At 72.4% G+C, this 24,122-nt stretch carries 25 protein-coding genes; 17 read left to right on the plus strand and 8 right to left on the minus strand.

Annotation, left to right across the window (positions count from 1 at the left end; all coding sequences use genetic code 11):
• Positions 1-81 precede the first annotated feature (81 nt).
• Both BX286_RS20980 and purU read left to right on the plus strand, forming a co-directional pair.
• On the plus strand, positions 82-528 hold the full coding sequence (locus BX286_RS20980; protein ID WP_121015852.1) for an SCO4402 family protein: 447 nt from the start codon (positions 82-84) through the stop codon (positions 526-528).
• A gap of 14 nt (positions 529-542) precedes the next feature.
• Complete coding sequence (gene purU, locus BX286_RS20985) at positions 543-1,421, plus strand: formyltetrahydrofolate deformylase (protein WP_079429138.1); 879 nt, start codon at positions 543-545, stop codon at positions 1,419-1,421.
• A gap of 60 nt (positions 1,422-1,481) precedes the next feature.
• On the opposite strand, the gene BX286_RS20990 is transcribed toward purU, so the two are convergent.
• Positions 1,482-1,994 (minus strand): EF-hand domain-containing protein, encoded by a 513-nt coding sequence (locus BX286_RS20990; RefSeq protein ID WP_079429139.1) that lies wholly within the window; start codon positions 1,992-1,994, stop codon positions 1,482-1,484.
• A 290-nt stretch (positions 1,995-2,284) separates the two neighbouring features.
• On the opposite strand from BX286_RS20990, the gene BX286_RS20995 reads away from it, so the two are divergent.
• Both BX286_RS20995 and BX286_RS21000 read left to right on the plus strand, forming a co-directional pair.
• Entirely contained in the window at positions 2,285-2,863 is a 579-nt protein-coding gene (locus BX286_RS20995) for a sigma-70 family RNA polymerase sigma factor (RefSeq protein WP_079429140.1), read from the plus strand.
• Positions 2,860-4,086, plus strand: a complete 1,227-nt coding sequence (locus BX286_RS21000) for a zf-HC2 domain-containing protein (RefSeq protein WP_121015855.1) — start codon at positions 2,860-2,862, stop codon at positions 4,084-4,086. The genes BX286_RS20995 and BX286_RS21000 overlap by 4 nt, the downstream gene beginning before the upstream one ends.
• Before the next feature lie 60 nt (positions 4,087-4,146).
• Here the strand turns inward: BX286_RS21000 and BX286_RS37895 are convergent, their stop codons facing one another.
• The 4 genes from BX286_RS37895 to BX286_RS21020 form a co-directional block, all read right to left on the minus strand.
• Entirely contained in the window at positions 4,147-5,397 is a 1,251-nt protein-coding gene (locus tag BX286_RS37895; RefSeq protein ID WP_121015858.1) for a transglycosylase family protein, read from the minus strand.
• Between the two features lie 170 nt (positions 5,398-5,567).
• Complete coding sequence (locus tag BX286_RS21010) at positions 5,568-7,190, minus strand: CHAP domain-containing protein (protein WP_121015861.1); 1,623 nt, start codon at positions 7,188-7,190, stop codon at positions 5,568-5,570.
• Between the two features lie 175 nt (positions 7,191-7,365).
• Positions 7,366-7,644, minus strand: a complete 279-nt coding sequence (locus BX286_RS21015) for a hypothetical protein (protein WP_079429144.1) — start codon at positions 7,642-7,644, stop codon at positions 7,366-7,368.
• 297 nt (positions 7,645-7,941) lie between these two features.
• Positions 7,942-9,534 carry an AMP-binding protein gene (locus BX286_RS21020; RefSeq protein WP_261993483.1) on the minus strand — a complete coding sequence of 531 codons (1,593 nt, stop codon included), beginning with the start codon at positions 9,532-9,534 and terminating at the stop codon, positions 7,942-7,944.
• Between the two features lie 145 nt (positions 9,535-9,679).
• On the opposite strand from BX286_RS21020, the gene BX286_RS21025 reads away from it, so the two are divergent.
• The 7 genes from BX286_RS21025 (at position 9,680) to BX286_RS21050 (ending at position 16,674) form a co-directional block, all read left to right on the plus strand.
• Positions 9,680-10,873, plus strand: coding sequence for an amidohydrolase family protein (locus BX286_RS21025; RefSeq protein ID WP_079429146.1), 1,194 nt, complete (start codon positions 9,680-9,682; stop codon positions 10,871-10,873).
• Between the two features lies 1 nt (position 10,874).
• Positions 10,875-12,029, plus strand: a complete 1,155-nt coding sequence (locus BX286_RS21030; protein WP_079429147.1) for an acyl-CoA dehydrogenase family protein — start codon at positions 10,875-10,877, stop codon at positions 12,027-12,029.
• A 5-nt stretch (positions 12,030-12,034) separates the two neighbouring features.
• Complete coding sequence (locus tag BX286_RS21035) at positions 12,035-12,985, plus strand: acyl-CoA dehydrogenase family protein (RefSeq protein ID WP_121015864.1); 951 nt, start codon at positions 12,035-12,037, stop codon at positions 12,983-12,985.
• A 320-nt stretch (positions 12,986-13,305) separates the two neighbouring features.
• Positions 13,306-13,767 carry an ATP-binding protein gene (locus tag BX286_RS21040; RefSeq protein ID WP_079429149.1) on the plus strand — a complete coding sequence of 154 codons (462 nt, stop codon included), beginning with the start codon at positions 13,306-13,308 and terminating at the stop codon, positions 13,765-13,767.
• A 463-nt stretch (positions 13,768-14,230) separates the two neighbouring features.
• The gene (locus tag BX286_RS38050) at positions 14,231-14,305 is read left to right on the plus strand and encodes a tryptorubin family RiPP precursor (protein WP_350325497.1); all 75 of its coding nucleotides are present in this window, start codon (positions 14,231-14,233) and stop codon (positions 14,303-14,305) included.
• Between the two features lie 64 nt (positions 14,306-14,369).
• Entirely contained in the window at positions 14,370-15,431 is a 1,062-nt protein-coding gene (locus BX286_RS21045; protein ID WP_079429150.1) for a cytochrome P450, read from the plus strand.
• Positions 15,421-16,674 (plus strand): cytochrome P450, encoded by a 1,254-nt coding sequence (locus tag BX286_RS21050; RefSeq protein ID WP_121015867.1) that lies wholly within the window; start codon positions 15,421-15,423, stop codon positions 16,672-16,674. Before BX286_RS21045 ends, BX286_RS21050 begins: the two co-directional genes overlap by 11 nt.
• A gap of 86 nt (positions 16,675-16,760) precedes the next feature.
• Here BX286_RS21050 and BX286_RS21055 read toward each other — a convergent pair whose 3' ends face one another.
• Positions 16,761-17,408 carry a TetR/AcrR family transcriptional regulator C-terminal domain-containing protein gene (locus BX286_RS21055; RefSeq protein ID WP_261993484.1) on the minus strand — a complete coding sequence of 216 codons (648 nt, stop codon included), beginning with the start codon at positions 17,406-17,408 and terminating at the stop codon, positions 16,761-16,763.
• Positions 17,409-17,493: 85 nt separating this feature from the next.
• On the opposite strand from BX286_RS21055, the gene BX286_RS21060 reads away from it, so the two are divergent.
• Together BX286_RS21060 and BX286_RS21070 are read left to right on the plus strand one after the other, a co-directional pair.
• Positions 17,494-18,954, plus strand: a complete 1,461-nt coding sequence (locus BX286_RS21060; protein ID WP_121017706.1) for an FAD-dependent monooxygenase — start codon at positions 17,494-17,496, stop codon at positions 18,952-18,954.
• 290 nt (positions 18,955-19,244) lie between these two features.
• The gene (locus BX286_RS21070) at positions 19,245-19,799 is read left to right on the plus strand and encodes a MepB family protein (RefSeq protein ID WP_100863156.1); all 555 of its coding nucleotides are present in this window, start codon (positions 19,245-19,247) and stop codon (positions 19,797-19,799) included.
• Positions 19,800-19,817: 18 nt separating this feature from the next.
• On the opposite strand, the gene BX286_RS21075 is transcribed toward BX286_RS21070, so the two are convergent.
• Positions 19,818-20,477: a dihydrofolate reductase family protein gene (locus tag BX286_RS21075; protein WP_121015870.1), complete on the minus strand. Its 660-nt coding sequence runs from the start codon at positions 20,475-20,477 to the stop codon at positions 19,818-19,820.
• 305 nt (positions 20,478-20,782) lie between these two features.
• Between BX286_RS21075 and BX286_RS21080 the strand changes: the two genes are divergently transcribed.
• The 4 genes from BX286_RS21080 to BX286_RS36695 all read left to right on the plus strand — a co-directional run bounded on the left by BX286_RS21080 (position 20,783) and on the right by BX286_RS36695 (position 23,747).
• Positions 20,783-21,652, plus strand: a complete 870-nt coding sequence (locus tag BX286_RS21080) for an FkbM family methyltransferase (protein ID WP_121015873.1) — start codon at positions 20,783-20,785, stop codon at positions 21,650-21,652.
• Positions 21,653-21,942: 290 nt separating this feature from the next.
• Entirely contained in the window at positions 21,943-22,545 is a 603-nt protein-coding gene (locus BX286_RS21085) for a dihydrofolate reductase family protein (RefSeq protein WP_100863153.1), read from the plus strand.
• A gap of 227 nt (positions 22,546-22,772) precedes the next feature.
• Positions 22,773-23,420 carry a hypothetical protein gene (locus BX286_RS21090; RefSeq protein ID WP_100863152.1) on the plus strand — a complete coding sequence of 216 codons (648 nt, stop codon included), beginning with the start codon at positions 22,773-22,775 and terminating at the stop codon, positions 23,418-23,420.
• A 150-nt stretch (positions 23,421-23,570) separates the two neighbouring features.
• Complete coding sequence (locus BX286_RS36695; protein WP_187344173.1) at positions 23,571-23,747, plus strand: hypothetical protein; 177 nt, start codon at positions 23,571-23,573, stop codon at positions 23,745-23,747.
• Positions 23,748-23,851: 104 nt separating this feature from the next.
• Here BX286_RS36695 and BX286_RS21100 read toward each other — a convergent pair whose 3' ends face one another.
• The gene (locus BX286_RS21100) at positions 23,852-24,049 is read right to left on the minus strand and encodes a DUF397 domain-containing protein (RefSeq protein WP_100863150.1); all 198 of its coding nucleotides are present in this window, start codon (positions 24,047-24,049) and stop codon (positions 23,852-23,854) included.
• Positions 24,050-24,122 lie beyond the last annotated feature (73 nt).

Raw genomic sequence — 24,122 nt, forward strand, 5'->3', positions numbered from 1 at the left:
TGTGGGGAACGTACGATCGAAAGCGTGACATTCGCCCAAGGTTCGAAGAACTCTTCCCGCCGCGGCGGCCGCTCCTCCACCATGGGCGGCATGCCCCTCAACGACATGCCGTGGTGGCGCTGGCGCAGCAACGTGCGCTCGGCGCTGCACATGCTCTCCGACCCCGCGTTCCAGCAGGAGGTCTGGCTCGCCGGCGCCGAAGGGTACGGGGACGTCACCGACGCCGTGTACCGGCTCGTCGAGGACACCTGGCTCGACAGCTGGTCCGCCGACAAGTACATCGGCACGATCTTCCGCGACGCCCAGGAGGCGGCCCTGGTCGACCTCGCCGTGCTGCGCGTGCTGCGGATCCTGCACCAGGTCGGCCCGGACGCGCCCGTGAGCGCCTACCTGGAGAACCCCGCCTGGCCCGACGCGGTACGGGCGGCCCGCGAGGCGCACGTGCGGATGTCCGCCGCGGACGGGGAGGACCCGGACGAGCGGCCGAGCTCCGTGGAAGTGCTGAGGATCCTCACGCGCACGGTGTGAAAGGCTATGGGGTCATGAGCGACCCGCAGCCCGGGGCCCGGCCCCTGCCCCAGTACGTCCTGACCGTGTCCTGCCCCGACAAGCAGGGCATCGTGCACGCCGTGTCCAGTTACCTGTTCATGACCGGCTGCAACATCGTGGACAGCCAGCAGTTCGGAGACCGGGAGACCGGCCTCTTCTTCATGCGGGTGCACTTCGAGGCCGAGCCGGAGGTCACGCTGGAGAAGCTGCGCGCCAGCTTCGCCGCCATCGGCGACAGCTTCCGGATGGACTGGCAGATCCACCGCTCGGACGAGCGCATGCGGATCGTGCTGATGGTGTCGAAGTTCGGCCACTGCCTGAACGACCTGCTGTTCCGCACGAGCATCGGCGCCCTGCCGGTGGAGATCGCGGCCGTGGTCTCCAACCACACCGACTTCGCCGAGCTGGTCGGCTCCTACGACATCCCCTTCGTGCACATCCCGGTGACGAAGGACACCAAGGCGGCGGCCGAGGCGCAGCTGCTGGAGCTGGTGCGGGCGGAGAAGGTCGAGCTCGTGGTGCTGGCCCGCTACATGCAGGTGCTGTCGGACACCCTGTGCAAGGAGCTCAGCGGGCGGATCATCAACATCCACCACTCCTTCCTCCCGAGCTTCAAGGGCGCGAAGCCGTACCACCAGGCGCACGCGCGCGGTGTGAAGCTGATCGGGGCGACCGCGCACTACGTGACGGCCGACCTCGACGAGGGGCCGATCATCGAGCAGGAGGTCGAACGGGTCGGCCACGAGGTCACGCCGGACCAGCTGGTCGCCGTCGGGCGGGACGTCGAGTGCCAGGCGCTGGCGCGGGCCGTGAAGTGGCACAGCGAGCACCGGGTGCTGCTGAACGGGTCCCGGACGGTCGTCTTCGCGTAGTCCCCGCGTAGTCCCCGCGGGGGTCCGGGGGCGCTGCCCCCCGACCCCCGCCGGCCGGTGTCACGCGTCCGGGTCGACGCCGCAGTACGAGGCGAAGGCCGTCAGGATGGCCTCCTGCGAGATGCGGCCGTCCGGGCCCGCCAGGGCCGTGGCCACCTGGGCGGCCAGGGGCGGGGCCGTGCCCAGGACCCGCAGGACCCGGGTCGCCGCCGCCGGGGTGGCGCCCGTGCCGTCCTCGTCCGCCACCGCGACCACCGCCGCCAGGAACGGGCGGGCGATCTCGGCGAACCGCTCGGGGTTGTCCCGCAGCCGCTTCGCCGCCCCGGTGACGAACTCCTCGCGGGACACGCGCTGGTCCCCGTCCACGTCGGCGATGCCGGCCATGCCCTGCCAGAACGCCTCCGCCCCGGCGAAGACGGCCTGGCCCTTGTCCGAGCGGGCGGTGACACCGAATTCGGCCAGTACCGCGCGGGCGGCCGTACTGAAGTCCTCGCGGTCGATGTAACCCGACCCGTCCTGGTCGAAGGTGGCGAATCGGGAGGCGATCTTGCGCTCGTACTCTGCGCTGTCCATATGCGGCGTTCCGCCTTCACATGTGCGTTGGGGGTGCACTTGAGGTGCAGATCAAGACAGGCAGGAGCGTAAGCCCTCGATGGCCTGCGCGTTAAGCGGAGCGGTCGACGGGGTGGCCGCATCGAACCCGCGCACGGGGAGCGCGCCGGGGCGCGTACGCATGTGCGGCCGCGCCGCGGGAGGCTGCGGCTAGCACGGGGGTCGCGCTCACGGGGGAGGTTCCCCCAAAACAGGCGCGGTCCGGCCGGTGGCGACTACATTTGACGGGTCGACACACGGCTGGAGGCACCATGGCGAAGGACGTTCCACCGCGCTGGGACCGCCGCATGCAGCAGCGTCTCGCCCGCGGTGAGGCCGCCGCGCTCGGGGAGCTCTACGACCGTTTCGCCTCGCTCGTGCACAGCCTCGCCCACCGGGTGCTCGGTGACGAGAAGGCGGCGGACCGCATCACCCGCGAGGTCTTCGGCTACATCTGGGAGAACCCCGACGCCTACGACCCCAAACAGGGCTCCATGCGTTCCTGGGTCGCCCGGATCACCCAGGGCCAGGCCGTCGCCCGGCTGCGCCAGGCCGAACTGGGCCGGGGCTCGCGCGAGGAACTCGAACAGAAGGTGCGCAGCGCCAACGCCGCCGCCCGCGCCGACTACATCGTCACCTCCATGCCCGCACCCCTGCGGGCCGCCCTGGAACTCGCGTACTTCAAGCGCCGCGACTACCGGCAGGCCGCCGCCGACCTGCAGATCAGCGAGGACGAGGCGCGGCGCCGGCTGCGGCTCGGGCTCCAGCTGCTGTCGACCGCCAACGTCCTCCCGAGGGAGGACCCCGCCCCGCCCGGATACGGCCCACGCGGATACGGAACCACCCGATGACCGGACCCACCGATGACACCCCCGACGACGCGTACGAGCCCCCGGCGGGCGGACCGGCGCTGATACCGGGTCCGCGCGCGGCCGGCGACGACCTCCAGGCGCCCGAGGTCCTGCCGCCCGCACCGCCCTCGCACGCCGTACTGAAGTCCCTGCTCGGAGCCTGGGCGCTGGCCGCCTGCTCCGCCGAGGAGACCCAGGCCGTCGAGGACCACCTCACCGAGTGCGCGCCCTGCGCCGAGGAGGCCCTGCGGCTGCGCGACGCGGTCGGGCTGCTGCACCCCGAGGAAAGCCTCGACCTCAAGCCGCTGCTGCGCTCGCGGGTGCTGGAGGACTGCCTGGGCAAGCGCCCGGCCCGGATCCCGGTACCCGTGTGGGCGAACCCGTACGACACCGAGACCGCACGGCTGGACGCCCTGCTGCGGGACTTCGGGGAGTCGGAGTGGGACACCCCGGTGCGGCTGAAATGGTTCGAGGGGGAGCGCAGGCGCAGCCACCGCACCACCGTGGCGGGGGTGATCGGGCACCTGCTGACGGTCGACGGGCTGGTCGCGACCGCGCTGGGACTGGACGATCCGCTCGGCCCGCAGGCACCGCCGGGCGGTCCCACCGGCCGCACCCGGCACTACTGGAACTCGGCCGGCGACCAGTCCACCCGCAAGGTCCGCGAACCCTGGCGGGAGCAGGGGCACACCCTGGTCCGTACGGTCTCCTTCGCGGGCCGGGGCGTGGCCGAACTGTCCGTGGACTACGGGGCCTTCGCGCTGCCGCTCGGCGACGCCTTCCTGGAGCGGGCCTTCGAGTGCTGGGTGCACGCCTGGGACATCGCGGAGGCGGTGGACTACCCGTACGAGCCGCCGTCCGGTCCGCACCTGCACGGCATGATCGACCTCGCGGCCCGGCTGCTGCCCGGCGCCCTGGCCGGACGCCGCCGCTCGGGCCTGGCGGCCCCGGCGCGCGGGCTGGTCGCGGCGGGGGCTCCGGGGCGGACCCTGCACCTGGAGATCGAGGGCGCGGGCGGGGGCGGCTGGGACATCGCCCTGGACTCCCCGGCGGCGAAGCCCTCGCGGGAGCACACGGTGGCGGAGGTCGCGCTGGACGGGCTGGAGTTCTGCCAGCTGGCCGCCGGGCACATCTCCCCGGAGGAGGCCGCGGTCGGCCAGACCGGCGACCGGGAGGCGATCCGCGACGTCCTGTTCGCGGCGGCGTCGCTGAGCCGGCTGTAGCGGAACGCACGTACGCGGCTCCGGGGATCCGGAGCCGCGTACGGTGGCGAAGGGCCGGGGTCAGACGGTCGGCAGGGCGGTGACGAGGGCGGTCGGGACGCTGACGACGTTGGCGAAGTCGGCCTTGCCGGGGCCGAACTCGGCTTCGGTCATGGCGCGCTTCTTGCCGCCGGTGACCAGCCAGACGGTGGGGTCGCCCTGGGCGAGGAGCATCGTGCCGTCGGCCGGTGCGGCCTTGGCGGCGGCCGCGCTGAGCCAGGTGCCGGGGATGACCTCCAGGGGGCGCTTGTCGTAGCCGAGGCCGGTGAAGTCGGCGTAGGTCAGGGCGACGGCCTTGCCGCCGGCCATCACGTAGACGGTGGGGTTGGCGGCGTCCTTGACGACGGTGCCGTTGACCAGCTGCTTGGCGGTCGCGGCGGCGAGCCAGCTGGTCGGGACGCCCATCAGCGAGCGCTGGTCGTATCCGTTGGCGCTCCACTCGGCGGCGGAGATGTGCACGGCGGTGCCGTTGACCATCACGTAGCGGGCCGGGTCGGAGCCCGTCTGGTCCATGACGACCCGGCCGTTCGACACGGTGCGCTGTACCGCGGCCTGGAGCCAGGCGGTCGGGACGCCCATGTCCGGGCGGGTGTTGTAGCCGTCGGCGGTCCAGTCCTGGCCGCCGATCTTCAGGGCGGCACCGTCGATGACCACGTACCGGTCCGCGCCGCCCGCCTGGTCGTGGACGACGGTGCCGGCCGGCGGGGCGCTCGGCAGACCGTTGAACGCCGAGTCCTCGACCAGCACGATCTTGCCGAGGTCGTAGTGGTCGGGAGTGACGTCGGAGCCGGCGACCGGGACACCGGCACCCTTGATCATGACCTTCACGGTCGGGCCGTTCGGGGACTTCACGAGCGTGCCGTCGGCGAGCGAGGCCGGGCTCGGGTAGGTGGGGCCCGACGGGTACGGGTCGGCGTGATCGGCGCCCAGGCCCGCGGCGGGGCCGCAAGACGGCCAGGCGCCCTGGCCCTGGCCGGCCAGGATCTTCTCACCGGTGAGGATCTGCTGCTGCTTGGTGGCGAGGTCGGGGCGGGAGGCGTAGTCGGTGCCGCCGAAGGCGCGCCACGTCGACATCGATATCTGGAGGCCGCCGTAGTAGCCGTTGCCGGTGTTGATCGACCAGTTCCCGCTGGCCTCGCACTGGGCGACCTTGTCCCAGGTCGAGACGGACGCCGCCGAGGCGGTGGTGCCGGCGGCGAGCGGGGCGGCGATGGCGAGGAGGGCGGTGGCGGTGGCGAGGAGTGCGGACTTCTTGCGGGCGGCGGAGCGCATGACGGTGTCCCTCGGGGTGTCTGTGGCTGCGGGGCGGGGCTGCGGGGCGGCGGCCCGGCGGGGGCCGGGCCGCCCGGCCGGTGGGGGCTGGGCGGCCCGGGGTGTTGCTCAGGAGGCGTTGCTCGGGCGGTGGTGCCGAGCCGCCGTCAGGCGGTGGCGAAGGGCCGGGGTCAGACGGTCGGCAGGGCGGCGATGAGGGCGGCCGGGACGCTGACGACGTTGGCGAAGTCGGCCTTGCCGGGGCCGAACTCGGCTTCGGTCATGGCGCGCTTCTTGCCGCCGGTGACCAGCCAGACGGTGGGGTCGCCCTGGGCGAGGAGCATCGTGCCGTCGGCGGGGACCGCCTTGGCGGCGGCGGAGGCCAGCCACTCACCCGGGATGACCTCCAGGGGGCGCTTGTCGTAGCCGAGGCCGGTGAAGTCGGCGTAGGTCAGGGCGACGGCCTTGCCGCCGGCCATCACGTAGACGGTGGGGTTGGCGGCGTCCTTGACGACGGTGCCGTTGACCAGCTGCTTGGCGGTCGCACCGGCCAGCCACTCGCCGGGGACGCCCATCAGCGAGCGCTGGTCGTACCCGTTGGCGCTCCACTCGGCGGCGGAGATGTGCACGGCGGTGCCGTTGACCATCACGTAGCGGGCCGGGTCGGAGCCCGACTGGTTCATGACCACGGTGCCGTTGGCCGGGGCCTTGGCGGCGGCGGCCTTCAGCCACTCGCCGGGGACGCCCATGAGCGTCTGCTCGTTGTACCCGTCGGCGGTCCACTCCGACGCCGAGATGTGCAGGGCGCCGCCCTCGACCATCACGTAGCGGGCCGGGTCCTTGCCCGTCTGGTCCATGACGACCAGGCCGGTGGCGATCTGGCGCTGAGCGGCGGTCTTCAGCCAGGCGGACGGGACGCCCATGTCCGGGCGGGTGTTGTAGCCGGCGGCCGTCCAGTCCTCGCCGCCGATCTTCAGGGCGGCACCGTCGATGACCACGTACCGGTCCACGCCGCCCGCCTGGTCGTGGACGACCGTGCCGGCCGGCGGGGCGCTCGCCAGGGAGCGGAAGGCGGAGTCGTCCACCAGGACGATCTTGCTGAGGTCGTACTTGTCCGGCGTGACGTCGGAGCCCGCCACGGGGACGCCGGCGCCCTTGATCATGACCTTCACGTCGGGCCCGTTCGGCGACTTGACGAGGGTGCCGTCCGCGAGGGAGGACGGGGCCGGGTAGGAGGGCTTGTTCGTGCCGGCCGGGGAGATGTAGCCGCTGATCCGCTGACCCCAGGGGGAGGAGCCGACCTGCCACTCGTCGGTGCTGTGGGTGCTGACGTGGCCCGGGTAGCCGCCCTGGTTGCCGCCGGTGATGGTGACCCAGTTGCCGGAGATGGCGGTGACGAGGGCCACGTGGTCGTCGGAGTAGCTGCCGCCGTGGTTGTAGACGACGGCGTCGCCGACGTGGGGCGTGCTGGAGAGGGTGCCGTACTTGACGCCGTAGTCGTAGAAGCTGTCCGCCATGTCGCTCAGGGTCGACAGGCCGGTGACCCCGTTGCGGGCCCAGACCCAGCCGGCGAAGTCGGCGCACCAGGCGTGGGTTCTCTGGCCGTTGTAGCAGCTGCTGTTCTGCTCCGATCCGCCCACGTAACCGCCGTGGGCGCAGGCGCCGTTGCCCTCCTCGGCGCGGGCCGTCGCGGCGATGCCGTCGGTGAGTGCCGAGGCGCTGGCCGGCGAGGCGAAGATCATGGTGGCGGCTGTCGCGGCGAGGGCCGAGGTGGAGGCGACGCGGACGGCGGTGGCCTTGAGGTTCTTGGGCATGGCTGAGCTCCTGTGGGCGTGAAGAGACGTGTGGTGGCGCCGCGGGATGCCGCGGGGCGGGGCCTGGTCGAGGCCGGAAGGGGTGGGGCTGCGCACCGTGGTGCCGGTGGGACGGCTGCCCTGCAGGAACAGCGGTCGGCGGACCGGGTGGTGGCGGACGGGGTGGTGCGGTGGGTCAGATGGTGAGCTGCGAACTCAGGCGGTAGGCGCGGCCCGCTCCGGTGCCGAGGACGGCCGTGAGGAGGCTGGACGCCTTCCGGTGGGCCTGGTCGTCGTTCTCTGCGCGGACGAAGAGGGCCACGTTCAGGCCCGTGGGCAGCGGGCGCACCCGTACGTGTTCGAGGGCGTGCTGCGGGCCCGCGTGGGCCCAGAGGGCGTCGTGCAGGAGGCTTGCCCCGCTCTCGGTACCCGGTGCCCCGGTGTGGCTGAGGAGGGGCAGTCGGACGAGGAGCATGCCGGTCAGTCCCAGCTGATGACGTCAGCGCAGGGGGTGTGGGCGGCGCAGGTGCGGATGCGGTGGAGCGGAGCGGTTTTCGGCATGGCGGTGCCCCCTGACGGCTGGTGCTGGTGGACCCGGAAGGCGGATGTCCGGGCGTCGGGGGCGAGTCCCGCCCCTGCGGCCCCGGCTTCGGGTTTCGTTCCCGCCGCCGTTCCGGTGAGCACCATCCTGCTGCCCGCGGAAGGTGCGCGGAAGGGGATCGGGCGGGCACCAAGGGGACTGTCACCTTGGTGCCAGGGGGTGGGTGGGCGGTCAGGAATAGCGCTCGCGCAGGCGGTACTTGAGGACCTTGCGCAGGGCGTCGTTGCGGGGCAGGGCGTCGACGAGTTCCAGCTGTTCGGGGAGCTTGTACGGGGACAGGCCCTGCGAGCGGAGGTAGGCGGTGATCTGGGGGAGGGTCAGGGGGGCCGCGCCGGGGGGCTGCTCGACCACGGCGCAGACGCGTTCGCCGCGCTCCTCGTCGGGGAGGCCGATGACGGCCACGTCGCCGATCCCGGGGAGCTGGTGGAGGAGGTCCTCGATCTCCTTCGCCGAGATGTTCTCGCCCTTGCGGATGATGACGTCCTTGCTGCGGCCGGTGAGCACCAGGTGGCCGGAGGGGGTGAGGTGGCCGAGGTCGCCGGTGATCAGGTAGCCGTCGGCGTCGAAGACGTCCGGGGTGTCCTTGGCGTCCTTCTGCCCGAGGTAGCCCCGGCAGACCGCCTCGCCGCGCAGCCGGACCTCGCCGTCGGTGCCGGCGGGCAGGGGGGTGCCGTCGGGGGTGGTGATGCGGATGGACATGCCCTCCGGGGGGCGGCCCTCGGTGGTGGCCAGGTTCTCGGGGGTGTCGTCCGGGGAGCCCATGGTGATCATCGGGACCTCGGTCATGCCGTAGCCGTGGGTGAGCTGGCAGCCCAGCTCGCGCACCACCGCGTGGTAGATCTCCGGCGGCTTGGGGGCGCCGCCGCCCGCGAGCAGGCGCAGGCTCGGGAGGAGGGGCGTGCCGGGGTCCTTGCGCTGCTCGGCGAGGAACATGGAGTAGAAGGCGGTGGAGCCGCCGGCGATGGTGACCCCGTGGCGGCGGTAGCCGTCCAGTGCGTCCGGCATCGCGAACCGCTCGAAGAGGACCGCCGGGAACCCGTAGAGCAGCAGCATCACCGTGTAGTCGGGGCCGGCTATGTGCGCGTACGGGAAGGCCATCGAGCCCACGTCGGAGGGGGTCAGGCGCAGGGCGTGGGCGAGGCAGGAGCCGCCCGCGATCAGGGAGCGGTCGGTGTGCAGGACGCCCTTGGGGTCGGAGGTGGTGCCCGACGTCCAGTAGATCCATCGGACGGACGTCCCGTCGGCGGGCGGCGGGGGCAGCACGGCCGGGTCGCCGTCGGGCAGGTCCGCGTAGGCCTCGAAGACCCCGCGCGCGTCGAGCCGGGCGGCCATGGCGGTGTGGTCGAAGCCGCGCCAGGTGCCGGGGACGGCGAAGAACTCGGCCTCCGAGGAGCGCAGGGCGAAGGCCACCTCGCGGTCGCGGTAGAACGGGATCACGGGTGACTGGACGGCTCCGAGGCGGGCGAGGGCCGCGGACAGCAGGACCGTCTCGATGCGGGTCGGGAGCTGCCAGGCGACGACGGTGCCGGGACGCACGCCCATGCCGTGCAGGCCGGCGGCGACGCGTTCGGCGCGGTCGCGCAGGGCGCCGAAGGTGAGGGTGCGGTCGTCGGCGGGGTCGTCGGCGGCCTCGATGAGGACCGGGGCGTCGGGGGTGAGGGCGGCGCGGCGGGAGATCAGCTCCCAGAGGGTGCGGGAGCGGCCCAGTCCGGTGGCGACGGCCCTCGCGGCGTCGTCGGTCCTCGCGCTGTCCGTCGTCGTCATCGCGGGCCTCTCCCCTGGGCGTGCCGGCCTGCCGCCAGCTGACGGTCAGTCAGATCAAAGGCAGAGCGTAGGCCTCCGGAGCTTGTCGGTCCAGGGGTGGCGGGGCTAGCTTGTTTCTGACGATCCATCAGATTGGGGAGCCCGCATGGCACTGGAACTGCCTCGGATCATCAGCGTCGACGATCACGTGATCGAGCCCGCCCACCTCTTCGACGTGTGGCTGCCCGCGAAGTACCGCGACCGCGGCCCCAAGCCCCTCACCGCCGGCATCGGCGAGCTGGAGTACACCGGCGGCAAGTACGTGATCTCCATGGACCCCGACGGGCCGCCGACCGACTGGTGGATCTACGAGGACCTGAAGTTCCCGTACAAGCGCAACATCGCCGCCGTCGGCTTCGACCGCGACGACATGACCCTGGAGGGCATCACCCGCGAGGAGATGCGCCGCGGCTGCTGGGACCCCAAGGCGCGGCTCCTCGACATGGACCTCAACCACGTCGAGGCCTCCCTCTGCTTCCCCACCTTCCCCCGCTTCTGCGGCCAGACCTTCGCCGAAGCGCACGACAAGGAGGTCGCCCTCGCCTGCGTGCGCGCCTACAACGACTGGATGGTGGAGGAGTGGTGCGGCGACAGCGGTGGCCGGCTGATCCCGCTGTGCATCATCCCGCTGTGGGACATCGACCTGGCCGTCGCCGAGATCCGCCGCAACGCCGCCCGCGGGGTCCGCGCCGTGACCTTCTCCGAGATCCCCACCCACCTCGGGCTGCCGTCCATCCACTCCGGCTACTGGGACCCCTTCTTCGCCGTCTGCCAGGAGACCGGCACGGTCGTGAACATGCACATCGGGTCCTCCTCCCAGATGCCCGCCGCCTCCCCCGACGCCCCGCCCGCCGTCCAGGCCTCGCTCAGCTTCAACAACGCCATGGCCTCGATGATGGACTTCCTCTTCAGCGGGGTCCTGGTGAAGTTCCCGACGCTGAAACTCGCCTACAGCGAGGGCCAGATGGGCTGGATCCCGTACGCCCTGGAGCGCGCGGACGACGTCTGGCAGGAGCACCGCGCCTGGGGCGGGGTCCGCGGCCTGATCCCCGAGCCGCCGTCCACGTACTACTACCGGCAGATCTTCTGCTGCTTCTTCCGCGACAAGCACGGCATCGCCTCGCTGGACGTCGTCGGCCGCGACAACGCCACCTTCGAGACCGACTACCCGCACGTGGACTCGACCTTCCCGCACACCAAGGAGGTCGCCCTCGACCACGTGAAGGGACTGGACGACGAGACGATCCACAAGCTGATGCGCGGCAACGCCATCCGCATGCTCGGACTGGACCTGGTCTGACATGGACCTCTCCCACACCGAGGAGGAGCAGGACTTCCGGGCCCGGCTGCGCGCCTGGCTCGCCAAGGTGCTGCCCGAGCTGCCCGCCAAGCCGTCGCCCGACGACTGGCCCGGCCGGCGCGCCTACGACCTCGGCTGGCAGCGCCGGCTCTACGACGCCGGCTACGCGGGCCTGCACTGGCCCCTCGACGCCGGGGGCCGCGGCGCCACCCCGACCCAGCACCTGATCTTCCTGGAGGAGACCGAGCGCGCCGGCGCCCCGTACGTCGGCGCCAACTTCGTCGGTCTGCTGCACGCCGGCCCCACCATCGCCGCCGAGGGGACCGCCGGGCAGCGGGCCCGCTGGCTGCCGCCGGTGCTGCGCGGGGAGGAGGTGTGGTGCCAGGGGTTCAGCGAGCCGGGCGCCGGCTCCGACCTGGCCGCGCTGCGCACCCGGGCGGTGCGCGACGGGGACGCCTACGTGGTCACCGGCTCCAAGATCTGGACCTCGCACGCCGAGGTCGCCGACTGGTGCGAGCTGCTGGTGCGCACCGACCCGGCCGCGCCCAAGCACAAGGGGATCTCCTGGCTGGCCATGCCGATGGACGCGCCCGGGGTCACGGTACGGCCGCTGCGCACCCTCGCGGGGTCTGCCGAGTTCGCGGAGGTGTTCCTGGACGAGGTCCGGGTGCCGGTCGCCAACCGGGTCGGCGCCGAGAACGACGGCTGGCGGGTCACGATGGTCACCCTGTCCTTCGAGCGCGGCACCGCCTTCGTCGGGGAGGTCGTCGCCTGCCGGCGCACCCTGGGTGCGCTGGCGCGGGCGGCCAGGGCCAACGGCCGCTGGGACGACCCCGTACTGCGGCGCAGGCTGGGCCGGCTGTACGGGGAGTTCGGCGCGCTGTGGCGGCTCACGCAGTGGAACGTCAGCGAGGCGCAGGGCTCGGGCGGGGTCCCCGGCATCGGGGGCAGCGTGTTCAAGCTGGCCTACTCGCACGCGCGGCAGGAGCTGTACGACGCGGCGGCGGAGGTGCTGGGGGCGGGGGCGCTGTCCCTGGAGGAGGAGTGGACGGCGGAGCGGCTGTCGTCGCTGTCCTACACGATCGCGGCGGGGACCTCGCAGATCCAGCGGAACATCGTCGCCGAGCGGATCCTCGGCCTGCCGAAGGGGCGGTGAGGGTCGTGGACTTCCGGCTGACGGAGGACCAGCGGGACCTGCGGGCGGGCGTCCGCGAGCTGCTCGCGGGGCGGTACGGGCGCGAGGCGCTGCGGGAGTCGGTGGCGTCCGGGGCGGCGGTGGACCGGCGGCTGTGGCGGGAGCTGGGCGAGGCGGGGTTCTTCTCCCTGCGGCTGCCGGAGCCCGAGGGCGGGGTCGGGCTGGGCCTGCCGGAGGCGGTGCTGGTCTTCGAGGAGGCCGGGCGGGCGCTGCTGCCGGGGCCGCTGGTGGCGACGCACCTGGCGGCCGGGGTGGTCCCGGGTGCGGCGACGGGCTCGGCGGTCGTGACGGCCTTCGACCTGGGCGGGCCGCTGGTGGCGCACCTGGGGGAGGCGGACGCGGTGCTGGGGGCGGAGGGGATGCCGCCCGGCGAGCCGGTCCGCTCGGTGGACCCGCTGACCCCGCTGTGGCGGTCCTCGGGGGTGCTCCCGCCGAAGCACCGGGAGGCGGGGGCGCTGCTGACGGCGGCGCTCCAGCTGGGCAGTGCGCTGCGGACGGTGGAGCTGGCGGTGCGCTACGCCGGGGAGCGCGAGCAGTTCGGGCAGCCGATCGGGGGCTTCCAGGCGGTCAAGCACCTGTGCGCGCGGATGCTGGTCCGCGCCGAGGTGGCCCGTACGGCGGTGTACGCGGCGGCGGTGACGGGTGACGCCGCCGAGATCGCGGCGGCCAAGCTCCTCGCGGACGAGGCGGCGGTGCGCGGGGCCCGGGACTGCCTCCAGGTGCACGGCGGGATGGGCTTCACGTGGGAGGCGGACGTGCACCTGCACCTGAAACGGGCGTGGGTGCGGGCGGAGCAGTGGCACACGGCGCGGGAGGCGGAGGAACTCCTGGCGGCCCGCCTCGGCACGGAAGCGGAGGCGGAAGCGGGCGCGGACGCCGAGCCCGACGCGGAGTCGGAGGTGGCGGCGATGGGGTAGCAGCCTGTGACGCAGGGGCACGGGAGGGACGGTGCGGGACTCATGTCCGATTACGGAGAGTTGATATCGGTTTGTGTCCTTCGCCCGCCCCGATCCGGCCCGGAGGCGGGGGTGTGCTCCGGTACGCTCCCACGATGCGAGTGGTTGAGCGGCGCGAGCGCCGCACAGTATGCACCACGCCTACTCCTTCGCGCTGGAATATGCCCGAAGCGCTTGTTGTGGTGACTGTACGTCAACCATGCTGCTCGGCAAGGGGACCACACTCGGTGATCCCGTCCTGTCGCGAGGCGAAGTGTCCGCCGGTTCGGATGGTGTGAGCGGTGCAGGTGCTTCAGGTACAGCTGGAGGTAGGACCCGACCCCGCCGAGGTCGGGCGGGCGCGCCGGTGGGCGCGGTCCCGGCTGGCGGGGTCCGGCATAGGGGACGACGAACCGCTCGCCGAGACGCTGATCCTGCTGATCTCCGAGCTGGTCACCAACGCGGTCGTGCACACGGGCTGTCCGGCCGTGCTGCGGATGCTCCTCGGGGGCCCGGGCGTACGGGTGGAGGTCGCCGACGCGAGCGACCGCGCCCCGGCCCGCCGGCAGGCCGCCGGGGACGACACGGGCGGGCGCGGGCTGGAGCTCGTGGACGGGCTCGCGGACCGGTGGGGCTGGCAGCGCGAGGGTGCGGGCAAGCGCATCTGGTGCGAGATCGACCGGGCGGGCGCGGAGCCGGCGCCGGTGCAGCCGGTGCCCCTGAAAAAAGTACTGCTGAAGCGGGAACCGCGCGTGTACCTCTAATGAGGTGTTGACGGTTCGTCACCTGTTGATCACCCTGGTGTTGAGCGATTCGTCGCGAGGGGACGCCAAGGGTCCTGTGCCTTGACGAGTGCGGGTCGTGGGGTGGCGGCTGCCGTGCCGCGCTCGGGGCGTGCATGCCGCACGCCGCCACCCGCAGGTCCTTCGCCCGCGCGCGCGATGCGCCTGCACGCGATGCCCGCGCGCGTCCTACGCGATGGGGAGGCCCCCCCGGGGTCGCTCCGGTGCGATACGGCGGGAACGAAGCCATGGCTGGCCGGAATTCGCGGGCCGGATTGGTAGGAGCGTACATAAAGACGTGGGGCCCGTTGTCTCCTGGGAAGACGGCTGCCTACGGTGGCGGCGCATTCTCCAGCGGGGCGCCGCCGGTGTACCTCCGGCAGTGTTCCGTGACCCTTAATTACGGCCACAAGCCATCCATGGGAGAGGGGGTACGGCGATGAAGATGCTTTTCGCCATCCGTAATGCCGTTTCCGGTCAGAAGAGCCTCAAGAAGAGCGCCTGGTACTTCTGGTACTAGACCGGCAGAGCCGCCCCGGCCGCTCGTCGGCCGGGGCGACACCGACGGCCCATCGGAGCCCCGTATGCCCCTCTCCTCCCTCCCGGCCACGCGGACCACGCTGTTCGCGCCCCGGCTCGCCGCCCTGCTGCGCGAGCACACCGGCAAGGACGCCTTCCGTCTGGAACCCGACACCATGGGCGTCGCCGGCCACGCCCTGGCCGACCGGATCCTCGCCGCCCGCCGGGCCACCGAGACGGAGCGGCCCACCTTCAAACCGCTGCACGGCCGGTCGATCGGCCGCACCGAGGCGGCCTCCGTGATGCGGGTCATCGGGCGGGACGTCAGGGAAGCCCTGGAAGGCCCCGTGCCGAAGGACGTGGACCTCACCGGCCCGTGGCCGCTCACCGGGCACCTTTTCCTGAGGGACCTCATTCTCGGCGGCGATCCGCGCCGGCTGCGCATTCTGATGAGCCGGAACCTCGAGCTGACCCCGAAACTCACCTGGTCGGTGATAGCCGCGGGTGCGGCCTTTCCCTGGCGGAAAAGGCCCGGGGCGATATCGAGCGGAATTGCCGGACTGCTGGCGGAAGCGGACGGCTACCACGACCGGCGCCACGCGATGGGCATCTACCGGAGGGCGGCCGCGCCCGTCTGCTTCACCGTCTCCACCCTCGTCGCGAACGCCCTCTGGCTGGGCTCGCCCTTCGACGGCGACACCTCCAACCGGAACATCCTCCACGAGGCCGCCCGGCTGCTGCCCCCGTCCTGGAACATCCTGCGCTACGCCTCGCCCGAGTACGGGGCCCTCGACGCGCGCATCGGTGCCGGTGACGACGTACTCGTCCTGCCCCTGCTGTCCCACCGCGACCCCGCGCTGTGGGAGGACCCCGACGTGTTCCTGCCCGGACGGTGGGACCACCTCGACCCCGAGACCGCCCCGGGCTACCTGCCCTTCGGGCACTCCTCCGAGCGGTGCTGGGGGCGGCACATGGTCATGCCGCTCGCCGAACTGCTGCTGGACCTGATCCGCGGCGCCGGGCTGGAGGTCGACCCCGCCCAGCGGAAGGCGAAGGTGCCGCTGGTCGGGCTGCTCGGGGTGGAGGACGTACGGGTGGTCAGGGCGGGGGCACGGCATGGCCACTGAGGAGGTGCCCGTCTCCTTCTTCGACGACCCCCACCCCGCCTGCCGGCGCTGGCGGGAGCTGGAGGGCGGGGCGCACCGGGTGCGGATCCTCGGCGAGGCCCCGCTGGAAGGCTGGGTGGTCACCGGGCACGCCGCATGCCGGGCAGCCCTCGCCGACCCCCGGCTGAGCAAGAACGCCGCGACCGAGGCCTTCGACCGCCGCGACGGCTCCGAGGAGGGTCCGGGCCCGGGCCGGGCGCTGACCGCGCACATGCTCAACTCCGACCCGCCCGCCCACACCCGGCTGCGCAGACTGGTCCAGCAGGCCTTCACGGCGCGCCGGGTGGCGGCCCTGCGTCCGGTGATCGAAGGCCACGTGAACCGCCTGCTGGACGCCCTGGAAGTCCCGGCGTCCCGCGCCGGGGCCCCCGTCCCCACCCGCGCCCCCGTCATCGACCTGGTCCGGGACTTCACCGTCCCGCTGCCCCTCGCCGTCGTCTTCGACCTGCTCGGCGCCTCCGAGGGGGCCGGGCACATCCTCAAGGCCTGGGCCGCCACCCTCAACGGCGAGGAGGGCGACGGCGAGGTCTCCGTCACCACCGCCGAGGCCCTGGTGGGCCACATCCGCTCCCTCATCGCCCACAAACGCGCCCACCCCGGCGACGACCTCCTGACCGCCCTGATCGCGGCCCGCGACGCGGGCGACCGGCTCGGCGAGCAGGAGATCACCTCCATGGGCTTCCTCCTGGTGGCGGCCGGCCACCAGACCACCGCCAACCTGATCTCCAACGGCGTCCACGCCCTCCTCACCCACCCCCGCGAACTGGCCGCACTCCGCGCCGACCCCTCGCGCACGGGCGCCTTCATCGAGGAAGTCCTGCGCCACGAAAGCCCGTTCTCCATCGCGACGATGCGCTACGCCACCGAGCCGGTGACCATAGGCGGCACGGTGATACCCGCCGGGGACTTCGTGCAGATCGCCCTGCTGTCCGCCAACCGCGACCCCGCCGCCTTCCCCGACCCGGACCGCTTCGACCCGGACCGCTTCGACCCGTCGCGCCCGGCGACGGGCCATCTGGCCTTCGGCCACGGCATCCACCACTGCCTCGGCGCCCCCCTGGCCCGCCTCCAGGCCGAAATCGCCTTCACCGCCCTCCTCACCCGCTACCCGAACCTGCGCCTGGCCACCCCGGCCGCCCGCCCCCTGTGGTGGCGCAACCCCCGCCACCGGGGCCTGCGGACCCTGCCGGTGCTGCTGGGCTGACTTCAGGGGGCACTTCCGCCAGTACCGGGGTGTCCAACGTCAGGGCCAGGACGGTCGCGAGTGCCTTGGGGGTGGGGGGTGTCCGTTCACCGCCCGTACCGGCTCGCGATGCCCGCCACGACCAGGGCCAGGCCCTCCTCGAAGCCCTCGTCGTAGTTCTGGAAGAGGTCCGCCCCGGCTTCGGCGGCGAGGGGGAACTCGGCCAGCCGGGCGGCGCGTTCGGTGACGTCGAAGCCTGCGCGGCGTTCGCCGGGGAGGGGTTCGACGCCCTGCTCTTCCGTGACGAAGCCGAGGGTGAAGAAGTACGCCGTGGTGGTGGCGCGGACGGCCTGGGGGAGGGAGAAGCCGGCTTCGGTGAGGGCGCGGAGGCTGTCCTCCATCCCGGCCGCGTGCTCGGTGCCGGTGAAGCGGGAGCCGCTGAACACCTTCGCGCCGTCGCGGTAGCGGAGCAGGGCGGCGCGCAGGCCGCGGTTGGCGGTCAGGAGGCGGTCCTGCCAGGAGAGGCCGGGGGAGGGCGGGGCGTCCGCTGCCATCCGGCGGTACATCTCCGTGGCCATCTCGTCCAGGAGTTCCTGCTTGTTCTTGAAGTGCCAGTAGAGGGCCGGCGCCTGGACGTCGAGCTCCTTGGCGATCGCGCGGAGGCTGAGGCCGTCGAGGCCGACCTCGTTGAGGAGCCGGAGGGAGGCCTCGACGGCCTGCTTCTTGTCCAGCTTCGGGGAGTTGCGAGGGGACACGCTTGACAGCTTAACACCGTTAAGGGCAGGCTCGGGGGAGTCGAACTTAACGCCGTTAAGGAAAGTGCGGGTGGGTGTGATGGGCATGGACGTACATCGGGACGTGGACGTGGACGTGGACGTGGACGCGGACGTGGACGTGGACGTGCTGGTCGTCGGGGCCGGTGCCGCAGGGCTCGCGCTCGGGGTCGACCTCGCGCGGCGGGGCGTACGGGCCCTCGTGGTCGAGCGGGACCGGCGGCTGTTCCCCGGCTCGCGCGGCAAGGGGATCCAGCCGCGGACGATGGAGGTCTTCGACGACCTCGGGGTCGGCGCCGCCGTCCGGGCGGCGGGCGGCCCGTACCCGGCCAGGATGATCTGGCGGGACGGCGAGCGGCTCGGCGAGCAGGCGATGTGGGACCCGACGGAGCCGGAGGAGGGCTCGCCGTACCACGAGCCCTGGATGGTGCCGCAGTGGCGCACCCAGGAAGTCCTCTTCACCCGCCTCGGCGAGCTGGGCGGACGGGTCGCCTTCGGCCGGGAGCTGGTCGGGATCACACAGGACGCGGAGGGGGTGACGGCCCGGTTCGCCGACGGCGCCCCCGTGCGGGCCCGGTACGCGGTCGCCGCCGACGGCGGGCGGTCCACGGTGCGGCGGCTGCTCGGGATCGGGATGACTGGCGAGACGGTCGACCCGAACCCGGTCCTGGTGGCCGACGTGCGCATCAGCGGACTCGACCGCGACCACTGGCACGTCTTCCCGCCCGCCGACGGCGAGGGCTTCCTCGCCGTGTGCCCGCTCGCCGGGACGGAGGACTTCCAGGTCACCGCCCAGATGCCGGAGGGCGGCCCGGCGGTCGACCTCTCCCTGGAGGGGCTGCGCGCGGTCGTGGCCGCGCGCTCGCACCTGGATCCGGGCGATGTGACGGAGGTCCGCTGGGCCTCCGACTTCCGGCCGCGGGCGGCGATGGCCGACCGGTTCCGGGAGGGGCGGGTCTTCCTCGTCGGGGACGCCGCGCACGTGCACTCGCCGGCAGGCGGGCAGGGGCTCAACACCAGCGTGCAGGACGCGTACAACCTGGGCTGGAAGCTGGCCGCCGTGTTGAGCGGCGCGGCGCCGGAGGGGCTGCTCGGCACGTACGAGGAGGAGCGGCTGCCCGTCGCCGCCGACATGCTCGGCCTGTCGACCCGGATCCACCGCGGCGAGGCCCGCCGCGGCGCGGCCACGCAGCAGCTCGGCCTCGGCTACCGGGGCTCCTCCCTGGCGGTGGAGACCCGCACGGCCCTGCCCGCCGAAGCCCTGCGGGCCGGTGACCGGGCCCCGGACGGGGTACGGGGCGGCCTCCGCCTCTTCGACGCGTACCGGGGTCCGCACTGGACCCTGCTGCTGGTCGGGGCCCAGGCCCCGGCGGAGCTGCCGGGCGCGCGGACGGTACGGATCCCGTCGTACGGGGCCTACGGCGACGGGGTGTTCCTGATCCGCCCGGACGGCTACGTGGGCTGGGCGGGGGAGCCGGGAGAGCCGGGGAAGGGCCTGGCGGCGTACGCGGCCCGCGTCGGCCTCTAGGGAGTTGTCCGGCGGGATCAGGGCCGGACCGGGACCCGGCGGGCCGGGGGCGTGCCGTCGGCGGGCACGCCAAGGCTGATGACGAGGGCCTCTCCTGTGTCGGCGAACGGTGCGGTGACCGTGCCGGTCCGCCGGTCCGGTCGCCGGCGGTCACGTACAGTGCGGTCGGCAGGGCGCCCAGGTCGTTCGTCACACAACGATCTCGGACGCCCTGTCTGCGTTCCCCCGCACACCATCAGCATGCGGATTGCCTCGACAAGTCCAAGCAACCACGACAGGGCGGCTGAACGATGACGAACCGCGGGCACTCATCCGATCCCCACCCCACACCGTGGTCGGACACCGTCCCGGCCCACCGGGATCTCGTTGCGGCGAAGGCACTCGTCTACGACCCCTGCGGGTTCACCTGCACGCAGCCCACCCCCGAAGCCGAGGGTGCCGCTTACGCCGCCCACGAGTTCACTCTCGACGGCCTCTCCATCCGGTTCCGCGCAGCCAAGACGACCCCCACCAAGGTCGGCCAGTTCGTCACCGTCTGGAAGAGGTCCCCGGCCGGGCCCATCCAGCCCTTCGACGCCGCGGACCCCGTCGACCTCTTTGTCATCAGCACCCGCGAGCATCACCACCTCGGCCAGTTCGTGTTTCCCATGGACGCCCTCCGCCGGCACGGGGTCGTATCAGCGAGCGGCCGCGGCGGGAAGCGGGCCTTCCGCGTCTACCCGCCCTGGGTGACCACCGCCAACCGCCAGGCCGGCAGTGCGCAGGCCTGGCAGCTGGACTACTTCCTGCACCTGCACCAGGACGGTCCTGTCGACCTGGCCCGCGCCAAGGAGCTCTACCGCTGAGCAAGCGGAACGACTCGTCTAGCGGCGCCAGAACAGGTGGTGGGTCACCCCGCTCGGGCTGGGGACCACGTCCATGTGGAAGCGGTCGAGGAGGTCGTCCGGGGTCTCCCACAGGCGCAGGCCGGGGCCGCCGAGTTCCACCGGCGACACCGCCACGTGGAGCGTGTCGACCAGGTCGGCTTCGAGGAACTCGCGGACCGTGGTCACCCCGCCGCCCAGACGGACGTCCTTGCCCTGGGCCGCCTCGCGCGCCCGGGCCAGGGCGGTGGCCGCGTCGGCGTCGATGAAGTGGAACGTGGTGTCGGAGAGGGTGAGGGACGGGCGGGGGTGGTGGGTCATGACGAACACCGGGGTGTGGAAGGGGGGTTCGTCGCCCCACCAGCCCTGCCAGTCCGCGTGGTCCTCCCAGGGGCCCCGGTAGGGGCTGAACTTGTTGCGGCCCATGATCTCGGCGCCGATGTTGTTCTTGAAGTCCCGGGTGAAGTAGTCGTCCAGGCCGCGGCTGCCGCCGGGGTCGGTGCGGGTCGGCCAGCTCGCGGTGGCGCCGGCCCAGGAGAACAGCTCGGCCGGGTTCATGCCGTCGCCGAAGGGCTGTTCCAGGCGCTGGTTGTGGCCTGCGCCGTAGCCGTCGCGGGTGACGTTGAAGTTCTGGACCCGGAGGAGTTGCTGAGTGGGCATGGGGGTTGGGGCCTTTCCGGTCGTGGTGGCAGTGGCAGTGGCAGTGGCAGTGGTGGTCGTGGTGGTGCTGAGGGTGAGACTGCCGGGGCGGGCGGAACTCATCGGTGCGGGCCCGGACCGACGCGCGGACATGCCGCCTTCGGAGTAATGGCGGGGGCGGGGGCCGACTCCCGGCCGTACCGGCGGGTGTCCGAGGTGGTCGGCCTCGCCCCCGGGGGGTGGCGCCTGAGCCGGGATCGGGTCCGGGTGCGCCAGGATGCTGCGCGGGGGGCCGTGCCAGTCCGCCACCCGGAGAGTGAGCGCCCATGACCGCCGACGCCACCACCCCGGCCCGCGCCGCTTCACCCCTGCTCGGTCTCGTCCCGCCCACCCGGCCGACCCACGTCCTCGACGTCGGCGCCAACCCGGTCGACGGGGACCCGCCCTACCGGGCGATGCTGGAGGCGGGCCTGTGCCGGGTGACGGGGTTCGAGCCCCAGCCGGAGGCACTGGCGGAGCTGCTGGCCCGCAAGGGTCCGTACGAGACGTACCTGCCCGACGCCCTCGGCGACGGCGCCGCGCACACCCTCTTCATCGCCGCGGCCTCCGGGATGACCAGCCTCTTCCGCCCCGATCCGCGGCGGCTCGGGCTGTTCAACGGGTTCGAGGAGTGGGGGCGGGTCGTGGCGGAGGTACCGGTGGTGACGCGGCGGCTGGACGACGTCGACGGCGTCGAGCCCTTCGACCTGCTGAAGATCGACGTCCAGGGTGCGGAGCTGATGGTCTTCCAGGGCGGCAGGCGCAAGCTGGCGGAGGCCGTTGCCGTGCACACGGAGGTGTCCTTCGTCCCGCTGTACGAGGGGCAGCCGGTCTTCGGTGACGTGGACCGGGAACTGCGCGGCCAGGGCTTCGTCCCCCACGCCTTCGCCGCCGTCAAGCGGTGGCCGATCGCGCCGGTCGTCTTCGGCGGCGACTTCCGCCTGGCCCGCCACCAGCTGCTGGAGGCCGATGTCGTGTACGTGCGCGACTTCGGGCGCCCGGAGGAGATGACCGACGGCCAGCTGGGGCAGCTGGCGCTGCTCGCCCACCACGTCTACGACTCCACCGACCTGGCCTACCACTGCCTGCGGCAGCTGACCGCGCGCGGCGTGGCCCGCCCCGGCGCGGCGAACGCGTACCTGGCGGCGCTGGGGTAGAGGGGGCGGGGCGGGCCGGGGCCCGCGGCTGGCATCGCCGCCCGCACCTCCACCGGCGCCCCAGTCATCGAACGCCGCGGAAGACCACCTTGATCGTTCTCGCGACGTGCACGAGGCTTGGAGGCGTGGAATCCGACCGGCGTGACCGACACGGCCCAGCCCCTCGCTCCACTGCCCGACGCCTCGCACGCCTGCTCGCAGCACAGTCCGACGGGAGCACCCGCCACCGCTTACCGGCGCGTCGGGGCCCTTCGCCCACTCCACCACCCGCCTCCCAGAACGGATGCTTCATGCGCAAGCTCACCTACTACGTGGCCACCACCCTCGACGGATTCATAGCGGGACCGGACGGCGCGGACCCGACCGGCCCGCAGGGCTTCTGGCCCATCACGGAGGACTACGTACAGCACCTCGTGGCCGAGTACCCGGAGACCCTGCCCGTCCAGGCCCGGCAGGCACTGTCCGTCACGGCGGAGGGAACGCACTTCGACACCGTGCTGGAGGGGCGGCGCAGCTACGAGATCGGCCTGGCGGCCGGCATCACCGACGCCTACCCCCACCTGCGTCACGTGGTGTTCTCCCGGACCATGACCGAAAGCCCGGACCCGGCCGTCGAACTGGTCGCCGACGACCCGGTGGCGACCGTGCGCGAACTCAAGCAGCAGGACGGCAAGGGCATCTGGCTGGTCGGCGGCGCGGAGCTCGCGGGCGCCCTGTACTCCGAGATCGACACGCTGATCCTCAAGGTCGGCCCGCTGACCATCGGCGAGGGAATCCCGCTGTTCTCCCGGAAGGCCGTCTTCGACCCGTGCACCTGGACCCTCGCGGACCACACGGTCCTCAAGAGCGGCGCGGTGTTCCTCACCTACACACGTGCCCCGGGCCGTGAATAGAAAATGGATCTCGAGCGCTGAATGATCGTGTCCGCGGGACGGGGAGACCTCACGGACGAACAGGGGGCGGTGCTTGAGCCGTGATCCCCCTCACGAGTCCGCCTGCGGTCTTGTACCGGTTCCCCCCCCGAGCGGGGGAACCGGGTGGAGGTCGGCCTCGCAGAGCCCGCCGACCTCGGCGGCAGCGCAACGAGTGGCCGTCGGATCGCCGATGGCAAGATCGGGCCATGGGATTGAACATGGTGGTCGGGGTCCTCGCCGGCGCCGAGGACGACAACTACACCGAGATGGTTCACGCTGACTTCGTCGCGATCGGCGAGCTACTGGAGCGTGCGGGAGCGCGACAGTGGACCGAGCCCGACCTCGATGAGGAGCAGGGCGCGGAGTTCGAGGCGTGGGGTTACTCGGGCCTGCACACCCTTCGCCGTCTCGCTGTCCACCTTGCAGCGGACGGGCGCCTGCCCGAGCCGTTGGACGGCAGCCGGCGGGCGACTGACGACCCGCTCCTGGGCAAGGTGTACGAGGCCCTCCCGAGTGGTCCTCCTGGACCGTTCGACCATCTGGTCCATCATTCGGACTGCGAGGGCTACTACGTCCCCGTCGACTTCGCCCAGGTCATCGTGGACAAAAAGGCGCGGGGAGGCTACCTGGGGTCATCGGCGCGTCTGCTGGAGGAAGCCCGTCGACTCGCTGAAGCGCTCGGTCTTCCGGAAGACCTCGATCCGCACTCCGAAGAGGTCTTCGAGGCCGCCGATGCCGAGGAACCGGCCACCGAGGGGTGGCGACGCTACGGCGTCGAGTCCTATGTATGCCTGCAACTCCTCCACGCTGCGAAGCTCTCGATCTCAACCGGAGCGGCTATTGCCTTCACCTGAGAAGGCGTCGTCAAACGAACGAATGACGACAGGCCTGGGAGCTGGTGGAGAAGGTCCCCGTCGAAGGCGGAAGAGAAGCAGCCCTTGCCCGGGCCGGGAATGAGCCGGGCCTACACGTGGGGTGTTGACCGAGAGAAGTCCGGCCGTCTCGTGTTCCGTACGTCCCCCACGAGCTGGCTCGTCGAGCAGACCAGGTCGCGCTGGTACGAGAAGGCCAGTCGTCCCACCACGCTCTCCGCTCACACGCGCATCTGCGTTGCCGAGCTGGTGATGCCGCGGGAGGCGGTCCCGGCCGATTTCCCCAAGGAGGGCTGGCTGCACCGGTGACCGACACGGCCTGATCCGGAGAAAGACCTCCTCCGCGGCCTCATCGATCTGGATCGACGTGGCAGCCGTGACTTCGAGAACGACCACTGGTCACATCGTTGCGGTCAGGAGATGAGGTGGTCGAACTCGCCTGCCTTGACGCCCTCGATGAAGGCGGCGAGTTTGGCGGGGGTGGTGGTGACGATCTGCGTCGGGTCGTCGCTTTCGCGGATCAGGATCTGGCCGTGGTGGGCGGCGGCTTCCAGGCAGTCGCCCGTGTCGGCGGACTTGGAGGACTTCTGCCAGGGGATGCGCGTGTCCATTCGGTGTCTCCTGTCATCCGCATCCGGCGGCGAGGCCTGACAGTTAGCGTGACGGCTGCGGCGGAGGTGGTGT

The organism is Streptomyces sp. 3211.6 (genome assembly GCF_003634815.1).
Classification (GTDB): Bacteria; Actinomycetota; Actinomycetes; order Streptomycetales; family Streptomycetaceae; genus Streptomyces; species Streptomyces katrae_A.

Bases quoted from the DNA above. Each gene is read 5' to 3' on its own strand.
- BX286_RS21100 (WP_100863150.1), bottom strand. From the start codon at position 24,049: ATGGACACGCGCATCCCCTGGCAGAAGTCCTCCAAGTCCGCCGACACG.
- BX286_RS21045 (WP_079429150.1), top strand. From the start codon at position 14,370: ATGCCCCTCTCCTCCCTCCCGGCCACGCGGACCACGCTGTTCGCGCCC.
- BX286_RS21050 (WP_121015867.1), top strand. From the start codon at position 15,421: ATGGCCACTGAGGAGGTGCCCGTCTCCTTCTTCGACGACCCCCACCCC.
- BX286_RS20995 (WP_079429140.1), top strand. From the start codon at position 2,285: ATGGCGAAGGACGTTCCACCGCGCTGGGACCGCCGCATGCAGCAGCGT.
- BX286_RS21060 (WP_121017706.1), top strand. From the start codon at position 17,494: ATGGACGTACATCGGGACGTGGACGTGGACGTGGACGTGGACGCGGAC.
- BX286_RS20980 (WP_121015852.1), top strand. From the start codon at position 82: ATGGGCGGCATGCCCCTCAACGACATGCCGTGGTGGCGCTGGCGCAGC.
- BX286_RS21000 (WP_121015855.1), top strand. From the start codon at position 2,860: ATGACCGGACCCACCGATGACACCCCCGACGACGCGTACGAGCCCCCG.
- BX286_RS21080 (WP_121015873.1), top strand. From the start codon at position 20,783: ATGACCGCCGACGCCACCACCCCGGCCCGCGCCGCTTCACCCCTGCTC.
- BX286_RS21070 (WP_100863156.1), top strand. From the start codon at position 19,245: ATGACGAACCGCGGGCACTCATCCGATCCCCACCCCACACCGTGGTCG.
- BX286_RS21010 (WP_121015861.1), bottom strand. From the start codon at position 7,190: ATGCCCAAGAACCTCAAGGCCACCGCCGTCCGCGTCGCCTCCACCTCG.
- BX286_RS21015 (WP_079429144.1), bottom strand. From the start codon at position 7,644: ATGCTCCTCGTCCGACTGCCCCTCCTCAGCCACACCGGGGCACCGGGT.
- BX286_RS21085 (WP_100863153.1), top strand. From the start codon at position 21,943: ATGCGCAAGCTCACCTACTACGTGGCCACCACCCTCGACGGATTCATA.
- BX286_RS21090 (WP_100863152.1), top strand. From the start codon at position 22,773: ATGGGATTGAACATGGTGGTCGGGGTCCTCGCCGGCGCCGAGGACGAC.
- purU (WP_079429138.1), top strand. From the start codon at position 543: ATGAGCGACCCGCAGCCCGGGGCCCGGCCCCTGCCCCAGTACGTCCTG.
- BX286_RS21025 (WP_079429146.1), top strand. From the start codon at position 9,680: ATGGCACTGGAACTGCCTCGGATCATCAGCGTCGACGATCACGTGATC.
- BX286_RS21075 (WP_121015870.1), bottom strand. From the start codon at position 20,477: ATGCCCACTCAGCAACTCCTCCGGGTCCAGAACTTCAACGTCACCCGC.
- BX286_RS21030 (WP_079429147.1), top strand. From the start codon at position 10,875: ATGGACCTCTCCCACACCGAGGAGGAGCAGGACTTCCGGGCCCGGCTG.
- BX286_RS37895 (WP_121015858.1), bottom strand. From the start codon at position 5,397: ATGCGCTCCGCCGCCCGCAAGAAGTCCGCACTCCTCGCCACCGCCACC.
- BX286_RS20990 (WP_079429139.1), bottom strand. From the start codon at position 1,994: ATGGACAGCGCAGAGTACGAGCGCAAGATCGCCTCCCGATTCGCCACC.
- BX286_RS21020 (WP_261993483.1), bottom strand. From the start codon at position 9,534: ATGACGACGACGGACAGCGCGAGGACCGACGACGCCGCGAGGGCCGTC.